Origin of the sequence: Mucilaginibacter robiniae, assembly GCF_012849215.1 — a bacterium.
In the GTDB taxonomy this organism is placed as follows: Bacteria; Bacteroidota; Bacteroidia; order Sphingobacteriales; family Sphingobacteriaceae; genus Mucilaginibacter; species Mucilaginibacter robiniae.
On the sequence record NZ_CP051682.1, the window covers coordinates 2,732,643 to 2,746,264 of the forward strand.

Consider the following 13,622-nt stretch of genomic DNA (forward strand, 5'->3'; position numbering starts at 1 on the left):
TAAAGGCCGGCTGGCTATGATGAATAAGTGATATGGATAGAGTATAGGTTAAATACTTATTGTTTGGAAATAGGTGACAATGTTGCTACACTGTCTTTCTTGTGTTGGATGTTATCCATAATGCTATCGGTTTTGCATTCCAAGCCATTATCAGTCATGATGAAGGCCATAGATGAGGCCTCTTTGCCATGATTTTGTGCAATGTTGCATTCGTAAATATTTATACTGTTGTTGATATAGTTATTGATACGATCATCAATAAAAATGGTAGCATTTAGTGGTATTTGCAATGTTAGCTTCACTCGTTCATTGTGCCATAAGTCATGCTGGTTTCGGCGAACTATACGATCAAATTTTAGAATGGAATCTTGCTGTAAAAATATGTAGCGGGTGTTGCGTGCATTAATTAAAGCATGGTCATAGTCGCGCCCACGTGAGGTGAAATTTTCAATTAATACCGGGTGGCTTACCTCGGCTTTAACAATGTCGATATCTAAACTGCGAGGCTCCCGGTTATCTTCATCCGGATCATCAGTCAGCGTCATGTTTTTAAAGCGATTCTCAATGTCCAACCTGGCACTGTCTTCTTTAGTTAGAAACATTACATCATTCAACCTTAAATAATAAGTTTGTTTAGCTACGGGCTTGATGTTGATGGTTTGCGTAAAACTAGCAGATTCATTAAACTCTGTTGCCACTCTCGAACCATGATAAATCAGCATCACAAACGCACATATCCAGATCATGAGTAAAGTATAACCTATGGTAGAGTTGTACTTGCCGGTATTAAAAACTAAGCGCGATACCAACATAATTAAGCCTACCAACGGTATAATAACGACCAAGCTAATTACCACATACACTTGATTGATATAGTGGTATTCAAAAAAGTTGATGGGCAAACTAAAATGGTATTGATTGAATACTAAACCTGTAATTAAGGTTATAATTACACCAATAATGCCGCCTGCGCAGGCTAATATAACGGCAATGCCTATAAGTTTAAGCAAAATTTTGCCGGCTCCCCTAAAAAGGTGCCTAAATGGTGGGTAAAATCACTGATAAAATCACGGCTTTTGTACATAAGTGGTCGTGCTTCATGGTGCATGGCTGATAAGCGGCCGCTTACCGAATGCAATTCTGCTTCAAAATTTCGCTTAAAGCCTTGTAAGTCTAAAGGTTCACCTTTCATAGCCATACGGTCGGCCCGGGTGGTAGCTTGCGGAACAATGATCCATAATACGATATATAATAGCAAGCCTGTACCACCTACTACAAAAAATATCGCAAAAATTAAACGTATCCAAACTGTTTCTACATCAAAGTAGTTGGCAATGCCGGCGCATACACCACCTACCAAGTGATCATCAGAGTCGCGAAATAATCGGCGTCGTCCGGTTGTATCTGTATAGGCAGCTGATGTGCCGCTTTCTTCATAATCAAAATCCTGTACTGAGCCCATTTGTTCAATTACTGCTTTTACATCCTGCTCGGTAACTACTTGGCGGTGTTCGCGGGCTAGTATTTCAGTAAACATTTCAGCAATGCGGTTTTCAATATCAGTAGTGATTTCTAGACTATCGGCCGAGTTAAAGAAGTGTCGCTTTACTTCAGTCATATAAGTTCGCAATACTTCATAAGCGTCTTCTTCAATATGAAAGATGATGCCATTTATGTTGATAATGATTGTTTTATTCATGATGATTTGGTGTGATGGGTGTTGGTGTTTTATTTTCTGCCTTCTATAGAGGTTTGTACGGCAAATGCCAGTTCTTGCCAGGTTTTATCTAATTGCTCCAGCACATTACGTCCCTCGGGCGATAGTGTGTAATACTTTCGGGGAGGTCCCGATGTGGATTCTACCCAATTATAGGTAAGTAAGCCATTGTTCTTCAATCGGGTAAGCAAGGGGTAAAGCGTGCCTTCTACTACCAGCAACTGTGCCCGTTTCAGCTCAGCAATTATGTCTGAAGCATATATCTCGCCACTTGCTATAATACATAGAATGCAATATTCCAAAATGCCCTTGCGCATTTGTGTTTGCGTATTCTCTACAATCATATAACAAAGATATATGTTTTGTAATGTACTATGCAATACATAGTACTAATTTTGTTGAATTAAATTTTGATTAGAATTGTTATAAATTTTAACATTTTTTAACCTTCTTCTTGATTTTATAAAATTCTAAGTCTACTTTTATTGATAATTAACTATTAACTGATCTTATTTAAAGAACATGAAGAAACTTCTACTCGTAAGTTTGTGTCTGTTGCTGCTTTCTGCTATGCAGCTCTATGCACAAAATCGTACCATAACCGGTACGGTTACGGCTAAAGATGATGGACAACCAATGCCGGGTGTAACTGTAAAGGTGAGTGGGTCGAATACCGGTACGCAAACTGATGCCAACGGTAAATACTCACTATCCAGTGTGCCCAATAATGCTACTTTAACTTTTAGCTTTATTGGTTATGTATCACAAGATATCGTAGCTAGGGGTAACGGTAATACAATTAACGCAGTGCTTGAGGTATCAACCCGGCAATTGGGTGAGGTGGTTGTAACTGGTCCTTTGGGTATCAAAAGGCAGGCTAAAGAGTTAGGCTACCAAGCAACTAATATTACCAGCCAGTCTTTAACGCAAACTCATCCTACCAACTTTACAAATGGCTTGACAGCTAAAGTTCCGGGTTTGGTATTAAGTACCGTAAATAATGGTGTTAACCCTTCTACCCGTTTTACTTTACGAGGCAACCGACATGTAACAGGAAATAACTATGCATTAGTTGTATTAAATGGCGTTCCTATTTCACCAGATGCGGTAAATACTATCAATCCGGATGATATTGAAAGTGTGAACGTTTTAAATGGTGCGGGTGCTGCAGCATTGTATGGTTCAGAAGCATCAAATGGTGCATTAATTATTACTACAAAGCGTGGTAGTTCAACCGGTGTTCCTGAAATCAACTACTCCAACTCATTTCAATTGGAAACAATTTCGTATTTTCCAAAATTGCAAAATGGTTTTGGCGGTTACGGTGGTGAAGGTGGTGAATACCAGGATCCAACAACTGGCTTTATTATAAAACCTGCAACGTTCGAAAATCAATCTTATGGCCCGGCTTACAACGGACAGCCTATCCAATTAGGTGTTCCACTAGCTGATGGTACAGTGCAAACTTATCCTTATGCGGCACTCAAAAAGGATCCTCGCAAAGCTTTCTTTAATACAGGATATAGTGATCAGAATAACTTATCTTACAATTCAGGTGACGCAAATAACAATTTTAATTTAACAGCAAATAATCTGTATCGTACAGGTATTGTACCTAATGATAAGTATACACGTACTACGGCCCGTGTATCAGCTACTAAAACTTACGGCATCTTCCGTGCCGATTTCACAGCTGGTTATACACAATCTCATACCAGTACTTATGGTAACGGATATGATGGTACGTCATTAGATGGTGGTAGAACATTATATTCAGAAATTATGAACACCCCAGGATGGGTGCCCTTAACCAATTTTAAAAATATTACACAGCCGTTTGCTGATGTAAACACTTTTTATAACTCTTATAGCGTTAACCCTTATTGGACTGTCAATAACTCCAGGTATAACTCACGTACCGATGCACTTAATGCCAGCTTCAATGGTAATATTAAACCAGCTGATTGGGTTGATGCCAACTATCGTATAGCTACCAACTTTGGAAGTTTTCAGCAGCAGTATACCCGGGCAGAGGTTGATTTTAGCCCTTATGCTATGAGTGATCCAACTGGCGGTTATGGCAATGAAGCTACTTCATATGGTGGTAGTTCTGGTAAAATTCCTGGCCAGGTTCAAAATATTTCGCAATTTGGTGATGGCAGTGGTTCTACAGGAGCTGGTCCGCAGGGATATTCACGCATACAGCAAGATATCTATGCTAATTTCCACCACACTTTCTTTAAAGATTTTAAAACTAATTTACTGTTAGGTAATAGTATTTGGCAACAATATTACAAGCAAACATCTAACAGTAGTACAAACTTGCTGATTAATGGTTTTTATAACATTGGCAGCATTTTAGGTGTACCTAGTACTGCAACTACCGAAGCAAAAATCCGCCAGATTGCTTATTTTGGATCCCTTAACGTTAACTACAAGGATTATGCTTTCTTAGAAGCAACTTTACGTAACGATCATGATTCTCGATTAGGTTCTGCTTATCGTTCTTTCTGGTATCCGTCAGTTAAAGGTTCATTCTTATTTACAGATGCCATATCTTCTTTGAAAGGGAATAGAATTTTAAGCTATGGTAAATTGCGGGCATCATACAGCCAGGTTGGCCAGGTAAATACTCCTGCTTACAGTACTGTTCCTTATTATACTGCAACATCAGGTTTTCCATACGGCAATATTGGTGGTTTAACGTTGGCTACGCAATTAAATAATCCAAACTTAAAGCCTGAGCTTACCCGTGAGGTTGAGTTTGGTGCTGATTTGGGATTCTTTAACAATCGTATTAATGCTAGTGCAACTTATTATGATAGCCATACCCGTAACCAAACCCTTAATATCAGTACATCTCCATCTACAGGTTATCAAAATGCTATTATTAACGTAGGCGAGGTGAAAAACTCAGGTGTAGAGTTAAAATTAGACATACAAGCACTTACCAAACAACAAAACAAAGTTGGTTTGAATTTAAGTGGTAACCTAGCTATCCAAAATTCTAAAGTATTATCTCTATATGGAGATTTAAAACAAATTTCATTAGGTGGGTATACCACACTTTCTTCTCAAGCTATAGTAGGTGAGCCTTATCCTGTGTTATATGGTACTGATGTTGTACGTGACCCACAAGGTCATGTAGTAGTTAGTCCTACCACAGGTTTACCGTCATCTGCAACCAGTCAAGTAATTTTAGGCCGTACTACACCTAAATACATTTTAGGTTTAACTCAAAACGTAAGCTATAAATTCATGACTTTAACCTTAGTGAGTGAGTTTCGTACAGGATACGTGATTTACAATGAAGGTTTATCTGAAGCTACTGCTGCCGGTATTTCTCAGCTTTCTGCTAGTGCTGGCCGCCAACGTTTTGTTTTCCCAGGTTCAGTTATTCAAACCGGTGCCAATACTTATGTGCCAAATACCAGTGTAGCGGTTAATGATGGTAATATAGGTTTCTGGGATAGTGGTGCCTGGTACAGTGCTGCTAGTAGTTATGTAGCTAGTGGTGCTTTCTGGAAATTAAGAGAAGCAACATTAAATTTTGATATTTCATCTTTTGTTAAAAAATCAAAATTTATTAAAAGAGCATCTTTTGCTTTAACAGGCAGAAACTTATTAATGTTCAGACCAAAAACCAACACATGGGCAGACCCTGAATTTTCATTTACAACAGGTAACGCCATCGGGATTAACAATGGTAGCCAGCTTCCGCCAACCCGTATATTCGGCGCTAACCTGAACTTAACTTTCTAAAAAAAACGGAGTTATGAAAAAGTATTTATCAATAATATTTATTATGCTTGCTATTGCTGAGAGCAGTTGCAAAAAAAACTTTCTAGAATTAAGTACAAACCCTAACCAGCCATCAGTTGCTACGCCGCAGTTAATTCTAACTGGAGCGTTAAAAACTAGTGCTGGTATCATTAATGGTACTGGTTATACACAATATGGTAACTGGATGGGCTATTTAAGCTGGAGCACAAGTTATCAGCCTAATGTGGCATTAGAGCAATACACTTTTACCACTGCTGATTATAATGTGTTTACTCCGCTATATGCTAATATTTCTAACTATTCAGCATTGACATCATCTACTACTGAACCTTATTTTCAGGCTATAGCTAAAATCATGACTGTTTATGATTATCAGCAACTCGTTGATAACTATAACAATGTACCGTATTTTAATGCTATACAGGCAACAAGTAATCTTACGCCAACTTATGATAGCGGCTCTGCTATATATGATGATTTGCTTAAACAACTTGACGCTAGCATAAGCTTAATTCAAAAAGCATCAAGTTCTGCTTTAAATCCAGGTACATCAGATGTAATGTTTCAGGGTAACATGACCAAGTGGTTGAAATTTGCCAATACGTTAAAATTAAGATTAGCTATTAGACAAAGCAATATTTCTTCTAAAACATCTGCCTTAAAAACGGCTATTGCAGCTACTTCTTCAATCGGCTATATAGATGCTACTTTCCATGCTGCTGTAAATCCAGGATATTTAAGTGTTGATGCTAATGGTGGGCAACAAAGTCCATTTTGGATTTCTTATGGCTATACTCAGTCAGGTACAGGGCAAACTAACAATTTGCAATATCAGGCCAACTCCTATGCAGTTAGCTTTTATTCAAATGATAATGACCCGCGTTTAACATTAGCTTATCAGGCTAATGCAAGTGGCAACATCGTAGCTACTCCTTTTGGGGCCACCTCAACTACACCAGCTGGACAGACAGGTAGTAAATTTGGGCCAGGTTTACTAAAATCGCCTACTATGGATGCTATTATAATGAATTCATCTGAAGCATTATTCTTGCAAGCTGAGGCCGTAAATGCTGGGTATATTAGTGGTGACGCCGCTACTTTATACAAAGCTGGTATTACTGCTTCTTTCACTGAATTTGGTGTTACGAATGCTTCTGCTGCTGCTGCTACTTATTATGCGCAATCAGCAATTGCTTATCCAACAACTGGAGCCGCAGCACAAGAAAAAGCTATTATCGTACAGAAGTGGGCTGCTTTAAATGGATATGGGTTTTTAGAAGCATATAATGAATACCGCAGAACTGGTTATCCTGATAATATTCCTTTATCTGTTTACCCTGGCGCTAATGCACCAAATCAAGTTACCCGTATTTTGTATCCTGCAATTGAGTATCAAACTAATGCTGCTAACGTAGCTGCTCAAGGTAATATTGACAGGTTTACTTCTAAAATATTTTGGGCTAAATAATTAACTCTGCAAAAATGAAAAAGAAAATATACATAAAAACAGCTGCGTTATCAGTTATGATAGCAGCTATGTCTTTGTTAAGTTCGTGTTTGAAAGATCATCGGTATGTAGACTTTGGTGGCAGTCAGCCCTTAGTTGAGTTTCCGGTAGCCGCATATTCTGGTACATTTAATACTGTAGGATTAGTTGCATCTACTTCTACAACGCCATTTACTGTAACTGTAAACTTAGCATCACCAACATTGCTTTCAACTCCTGTTACCGTTAATTTAGCCGTAAGTCAAACTGCTTTGGATGCTTATAACAAAGCTAATAATACCTCTTACACTATTTTACCTTCAACAGCTTATACAACTTCAGGGTTAACTTTAACAATTCCTGCTAATTCACGTACAGGTACATTAACAGTTAATGTTAATACATCTGCAATACCATCTACAGCTAACTATGTATTACCTTTGGTTATATCAAGTGCTACTGGTGCAACTCCTGATCAGTACAATACTATATTGTATGCTATTAAGGTAAAAAACCAGTACGATGGTAGTTACTTAGCAAACGGAACTATTAATATTCCTCCATCTACATCACGTACTTGGTCAAGCCGTTCTAAAACGCTTGCAACCATTGATGCTACTACAAGTGAAACTGAAGCAGCTGATTTAGGAACCAGCAGCTATATTATGCGTTTGAAAGTTAATGCTGATAATACAGTTACTGTAACGCCTTCACCATCTTCTGCTAACCAAACTTTGCAAAACAATGGTACTTGTAAATATGATCCATCAACCAAAACATTTACATTGAATTATAAATATGTAGGTGCATCAGGTGATCGTACCATATCAGAAACAATAAAAATGCAGTAATTGAAACTGAAATAATAAAATGAGGCCGTCTCATAAGTCAAATATGAGGCGGTTTTTTATTTAGTTATGATTTTTGGTTGGAAGGTTGAGTGAAAGATGTCAGCAGCCGTTTAAGAACCGGGGGATTGATTCTAACAGGTTCTAAAAGTCTATAAAAAGCTTGTTTTCAGGTTTTCCATTTTCTTAGGTTATGTGCGATGGATAATAAGCCGATTTCGACCTCGGCCTTGGACATCCCTTTCAGCAGGAATCGTCTGAAGCCATGGTTATGCTTTAATTGGGCGAATACCGGTTCCACATCGGCCGGCCTTCGTTTCCTGAGGTTGATACCCTGTTCTGTATTCAACCGTTCTTTGGCTGCCTGTTTATGTTGTCTTAGGCTGTGGTTGATCTCAACGACCCGGTTACCCTGTGTAGTATGGCAAACACCACGCATCGGGCAACCTTCACAGTTCTGGGCACGGTAACGGCTGATCAGTTGTACAAAACCAGATGAAGTGACTCGCTGACCGTTACCGATATGCGCCATCCATTGACCTATCGGACAAACAAGGTAATTCTCCGCTTCGTTATAATGCAGGCTGTCGTTACTGAACGCTTTGATACCGTCCTTTTGTTCCTTATCGAACGTATTGTATTTGATGTAAGCCTCAATGCCTTTTCGCGCTAACACACCGTAGTTCTCATCCGATCCGTAGCCGGTGTCGGCAACAATGGCTTTGGGCAGGTCTTTATATAAGGCTTGGTATTGTTCAATATGGGAAGACAAGGTTTGGTAATCGGTTGAGGTTTGATGCAGGGTATAATTAAGGATGAATTGCTCCTGGGTGGATATCTGCAGGTTATAGGCCGGCTTAAGTTGTCCGTTCAGCATATGGTCTTCCTTCATCCGCATGAAGGTGGCATCCGGGTCGGTCTTTGACATGCTGTTACGGCCGGCTAATAACTTTTCCTGCTCGTCATACCGTGCCAGGCTCTCCGGCCAGTGCTTCTTTGCGTAGTTCAGCTTTTGCTTTACTTTTTTGTCTACGTCTTCTTTATCATCTAAGGCTGCATTGATCTTTGAGATGGTTTCCTTTACTTTCTCCGGGTTGATCTCACTATATTCCAAGGGCGCTGTATCTTTTAGTTCTTCGGCGGCAATGCTTTGCGCATAACCCCACAGTTCATCAAGCTGGGCTTTCATCTTATCTTTATTCGCCTTGATGTTTTTGCCCCATACGAAGGTGTACTTGTTCGCCGCTGATTCGATCTTGGTACCATCAGTAAAAACGGCTTCTTTCAAGGATACGATACCTTCCTGCTCGAGCAGCAACACGATTTGTGAGAAGATCTGCTTTAAGACGCCTGACAACTTCTCGCTGCGAAAACGGTTGATGGTGTTGTGGTCGGGCTTTTTCATCCCTAAAAGCCACATGAAGTGTACGTTCTGCGCGGCCTGTTCTTCCAGTTTGCGTGAGGAATAAGTATTGGTCAGATAGCCGTAAACCAGCAGCTTCAGCATCAGCCGGGGATGGAAACTTGATGCCCCGCCGCCTTTGTACTTCCGGTTGATCGGTTTGACATCTACCGTGTCCACGACCTGTTTAACGATACGGACCGGATGACCTGTCGGTACCAGTTCCTCCAGTTTGTACGGTAAAAACGTTAACTGGTCTGGATCATATTCCTTAAAGACTATCTTGCCTCCCATGCCTTTAAGATACCAAAAATATCCTAAAACAACAAGAGACTGTCCCTTATGAGACAGCCTCTTTTTATTTACGTTATAACAGTTACTCTCCATCCATCCCTTCCGGGTCACGTTCTTTTTTCAGCTGATCTAAACTCAGGTTGGTAGTGCCACTAAAATCTTCTTCTACTTCTTCAATACTGCCTTGTGTGGTTAGTGGAGCCGAATTTTCATTACGGTTTGCCGCAGTATCCGGATTGATATTGCCTACATCATTAAAGGCTGTACCTACAATGTTATTAGCTGCTTCTTCCTGCTCATCAGTATTAAACTTAGCGGCGTCACTATTAGCAGCATCTTGTATTTTGTCGTGGTCAGTGTTTAAGTAATCACTCTGATTGCTTAAATCATTATCAGGTATTGTCATGCTTCTATGTTTATATACTAAACGGCATATATCTCTAGCGGTTTTAATGAATAGTTAATTTGCTGGCATTGTAGTTGTGATATATTTTTAATTCCATGATAAATTTTTTCAACCTATGTTAAACTGTTGATAAGATTTATAGTCAAATCTTCCAAATAACAACAAAAGCTTATACACAATATAAGTTACAAAAATTCAGCAGATGAAAAAGTTAAATAGATATTTAGTTTACGTAGTTATCAGTGCAATAACTGGTTTGCTGGCTACCGTTCCAGCCGAGGCTCAACGTGGTGGAGGTTCTCATGGTGGTGGTGGCTTTCACGGCGGAGGTGGTGGTGGTTTCTCCTCCAGAGGAGGCGGTGGCTTTGGTGGTGGATTCCGCGGTAATGGTGGAGGCGGCTTTGCTGGGCGCAGTAATGGCGGCGGTTTTGCCCAGCGTGGTGGTGGTTTTGCTTCTCGTGGTGCCTTTAGTAATGGCGGTGGAGTGAGAGGCGGCTTTGCTGGGCGCTCAGGATTTGCAGGTCGTCAAGGCTTTGCTACAGGTCCTGGCCGTGGTTTTAGCGGCTTTGGTGCACGTGGAGGCTTTGCTGGTCGTGGCGGGTTTAGTTCAAGAGGTAATATTTATGCTGGTCGTAGCTACTTCCGTAATGGTGTACGTGGTGTATATGGTGGTTTTGGTTACAGAGGAGGCTTCAATCATTATTATAGAGGCTTTTATGGCCGTTACTATGGTCCGCGTTTAGGCTTTTACTTAAATGTACTACCTTACGGCTATTATCCTTTCTATTACGGTTCTGATTTGTTCTATTATAGCGGTGGTTATTTCTATCAACCTTACAACGGTGGTTACCAAGTAGTAGCCCCTCCAGTGGGTGCTGAGTTAAATGAATTGCCAGCTGATGCACAACCAATCACTATTGATGGTGAGCAATATTATGAGTTGAACGGTGTGTATTATTTACCGGTTCAAAACAATAACGGCCGTGTAGTTTACCGTGTAGTGGGTAAAGATGGCGAGTTAAATACCGATCAAGGTGGTACCTATGCATATAATGGTCAGGTAGATCAAGGTCAATATGGCCAGCCTCAACAAGGTGGACAAATGGATCAGGGCAGCCCAGCTGATTATCCGCAAGTAGGTGACGTAATAAACGAGTTACCTAACAACAGCCGTAAAGTGAGTGTAAATGGTGAAAAATATTTCGTATCGCCCGATGGTATCTATTTCCATGAGCAACGTGATGCCAGCGGTAAAAAGATATATGTAGTAGCCAGCCTTCCAAGTGATGGTGGTCAACAATAAATAATATTTCTGATATAATAGTTAGGAGGCTGTCTCATAAGGGACAGTCTCTTGTTGTTTTAGGATATTTTTGGTATCTTAAAGGCATGGGAGGCAAGATAGTCTTTAAGGAATATGATCCAGACCAGTTAACGTTTTTACCGTACAAACTGGAGGAACTGGTACCGACAGGTCATCCGGTCCGTATCGTTAAACAGGTCGTGGACGCGGTAGATGTCAAACCGATCAACCGGAAGTACAAAGGCGGCGGGGCGTCAAGTTTCCATCCCCGGCTGATGCTGAAGCTGCTGGTTTACGGCTATCTGACCAATACTTATTCCTCACGCAAACTGGAAGAACAGGCGGCACAGAACGTACACTTCATGTGGCTTTTAGGGATGAAAAAACCCGACCACAACACCATCAACCGTTTTCGCAGCGAGAAGTTGTCAGGCGTCTTAAAGCAGATCTTCTCACAAATCGTGTTGCTGCTCGAGCAGGAAGGTATCGTATCCTTGAAAGAAGCCGTTTTTACTGATGGTACCAAGATCGAATCAGCGGCGAACAAGTACACCTTCGTATGGGGCAAAAACATCAAGGCGAATAAAGATAAGATGAAAGCCCAGCTTGATGAACTGTGGGGTTATGCGCAAAGCATTGCCGCCGAAGAACTAAAAGATACAGCGCCCTTGGAATATAGTGAGATCAACCCGGAGAAAGTAAAGGAAACCATCTCAAAGATCAATGCAGCCTTAGATGATAAAGAAGACGTAGACAAAAAAGTAAAGCAAAAGCTGAACTACGCAAAGAAGCACTGGCCGGAGAGCCTGGCACGGTATGACGAGCAGGAAAAGTTATTAGCCGGCCGTAACAGCATGTCAAAGACCGACCCGGATGCCACCTTCATGCGGATGAAGGAAGACCATATGCTGAACGGACAACTTAAGCCGGCCTATAACCTGCAGATATCCACCCAGGAGCAATTCATCCTTAATTATACCCTGCATCAAACCTCAACCGATTACCAAACCTTGTCTTCCCATATTGAACAATACCAAGCCTTATATAAAGACCTGCCCAAAGCCATTGTTGCCGACACCGGCTACGGATCGGATGAGAACTACGGTGTGTTAGCGCGAAAAGGCATTGAGGCTTACATCAAATACAATACGTTCGATAAGGAACAAAAGGACGGTATCAAAGCGTTCAGTAACGACAGCCTGCATTATAACGAAGCGGAGAATTACCTTGTTTGTCCGATAGGTCAATGGATGGCGCATATCGGTAACGGTCAGCGAGTCACTTCATCTGGTTTTGTACAACTGATCAGCCGTTACCGTGCCCAGAACTGTGAAGGTTGCCCGATGCGTGGTGTTTGCCATACTACACAGGGTAACCGGGTCGTTGAGATCAACCACAGCCTAAGACAACATAAACAGGCAGCCAAAGAACGGTTGAATACAGAACAGGGTATCAACCTCAGGAAACGAAGGCCGGCCGATGTGGAACCGGTATTCGCCCAATTAAAGCATAACCATGGCTTCAGACGATTCCTGCTGAAAGGGATGTCCAAGGCCGAGGTCGAAATCGGCTTATTATCCATCGCACATAACCTAAGAAAATGGAAAACCTGAAAACAAGCTTTTTATAGACTTTTAGAACCTGTTAGAATCAATCCCCGGTTCTTAAACGGCTGCTGACATCTTTCACTCAACCTTCCAACCAAAAATCATAACTAAATAAAAAACCGCCTCATATTTGACTTATGAGACGGCCTCTTTAGTTTATTCAAATTGTTTAAACATATCATAGTTATAATTTCTTGTTTAATAAGAATTAAAACACATACCATTATGGAAAATACTAAATATGAAAGCCTGATACAAACTTTATGGAATTGTGCTTTGGCTTGTGAACACTGTGCTACCGCCTGCTTACAGGAGGCCGATGTAACCCCTATGGCAGGTTGCATCAAGCTAGATCGTGATTGTGCCGACATGTGCTTGCAGGCTGCCCGCCTATTACAACGTGAATCAGATATTGCATTGCAATACTTACTGCTATGCGAAGAAATTTGCCGTATGTGCGGTGATGAGTGCGGTAAGCATGAACATGACCATTGCCAGCAGTGTGCAGAAGCCTGCCGTACCTGTGCAGAAGCATGTCATGCTCATCACCAGCAAATTACACAAAGTTAAATTGTATAGTTCGCAGGAAAACTGTTAAGTTATGTACAGCCTATAAAAAGATCGGCCTCATTGGGCTTTAATCTTTTTATAGGCTGTTTTATGTAGTACTAAGCTTGTCTCACAATTTTTTAAAATAGTCAGAAAGTAACTTACTGACAACAGCGCCTAAGCAGATTATGCTAAAAACCTTTTTAGTTTAAGTTATGAAATGCTGA

General features: G+C 40.7%; 11 protein-coding genes. 6 read left to right on the top strand and 5 right to left on the bottom strand.

The genetic code is table 11. From position 1 onward, the window contains the following. Positions 1-56 precede the first annotated feature (56 nt). The 3 genes from HH214_RS12175 to HH214_RS12185 are packed head-to-tail and all read right to left on the bottom strand — an operon-like array spanning position 57 to position 2,061. A complete protein-coding gene (locus HH214_RS12175; protein ID WP_169608031.1) occupies positions 57-1,010 on the bottom strand; it encodes a hypothetical protein in 954 nt (317 codons plus the stop codon). After that, complete coding sequence (locus HH214_RS12180; protein ID WP_169608033.1) at positions 995-1,699, bottom strand: PspC domain-containing protein; 705 nt, start codon at positions 1,697-1,699, stop codon at positions 995-997. Before HH214_RS12180 ends, HH214_RS12175 begins: the two co-directional genes overlap by 16 nt. 29 nt (positions 1,700-1,728) lie before the next feature. Further along, positions 1,729-2,061 carry a PadR family transcriptional regulator gene (locus HH214_RS12185; protein ID WP_169608034.1) on the bottom strand — a complete coding sequence of 111 codons (333 nt, stop codon included), beginning with the start codon at positions 2,059-2,061 and terminating at the stop codon, positions 1,729-1,731. Positions 2,062-2,239: 178 nt separating this feature from the next. On the opposite strand from HH214_RS12185, the gene HH214_RS12190 reads away from it, so the two are divergent. Genes HH214_RS12190 through HH214_RS12200 form a run of 3 tightly spaced genes read left to right on the top strand, consistent with a single transcriptional unit; the run spans position 2,240 to position 7,837 of the window. Then, entirely contained in the window at positions 2,240-5,479 is a 3,240-nt protein-coding gene (locus HH214_RS12190; protein WP_169608036.1) for a SusC/RagA family TonB-linked outer membrane protein, read from the top strand. A 43-nt stretch (positions 5,480-5,522) separates the two neighbouring features. Beyond that, on the top strand, positions 5,523-6,968 hold the full coding sequence (locus HH214_RS12195; protein ID WP_169608038.1) for a SusD/RagB family nutrient-binding outer membrane lipoprotein: 1,446 nt from the start codon (positions 5,523-5,525) through the stop codon (positions 6,966-6,968). A gap of 14 nt (positions 6,969-6,982) precedes the next feature. Next, positions 6,983-7,837: a BT_3987 domain-containing protein gene (locus tag HH214_RS12200; protein WP_169608040.1), complete on the top strand. Its 855-nt coding sequence runs from the start codon at positions 6,983-6,985 to the stop codon at positions 7,835-7,837. 166 nt (positions 7,838-8,003) lie between these two features. On the opposite strand, the gene HH214_RS12205 is transcribed toward HH214_RS12200, so the two are convergent. Beyond that, the gene (locus tag HH214_RS12205) at positions 8,004-9,530 is read right to left on the bottom strand and encodes an IS1182 family transposase (RefSeq protein WP_169605910.1); all 1,527 of its coding nucleotides are present in this window, start codon (positions 9,528-9,530) and stop codon (positions 8,004-8,006) included. An 82-nt stretch (positions 9,531-9,612) separates the two neighbouring features. After that, a complete protein-coding gene (locus HH214_RS12210) occupies positions 9,613-9,936 on the bottom strand; it encodes a hypothetical protein (RefSeq protein WP_169608042.1) in 324 nt (107 codons plus the stop codon). Positions 9,937-10,138: 202 nt separating this feature from the next. On the opposite strand from HH214_RS12210, the gene HH214_RS21955 reads away from it, so the two are divergent. The 3 genes from HH214_RS21955 to HH214_RS12225 all read left to right on the top strand — a co-directional run bounded on the left by HH214_RS21955 (position 10,139) and on the right by HH214_RS12225 (position 13,416). Next, complete coding sequence (locus tag HH214_RS21955; RefSeq protein WP_211166214.1) at positions 10,139-11,239, top strand: DUF6515 family protein; 1,101 nt, start codon at positions 10,139-10,141, stop codon at positions 11,237-11,239. Between the two features lie 86 nt (positions 11,240-11,325). After that, positions 11,326-12,852, top strand: a complete 1,527-nt coding sequence (locus HH214_RS12220; RefSeq protein ID WP_169608043.1) for an IS1182 family transposase — start codon at positions 11,326-11,328, stop codon at positions 12,850-12,852. A 219-nt stretch (positions 12,853-13,071) separates the two neighbouring features. Beyond that, positions 13,072-13,416 (top strand): four-helix bundle copper-binding protein, encoded by a 345-nt coding sequence (locus HH214_RS12225; protein ID WP_169608045.1) that lies wholly within the window; start codon positions 13,072-13,074, stop codon positions 13,414-13,416. The last annotated feature ends 206 nt before the right edge of the window (positions 13,417-13,622 follow it).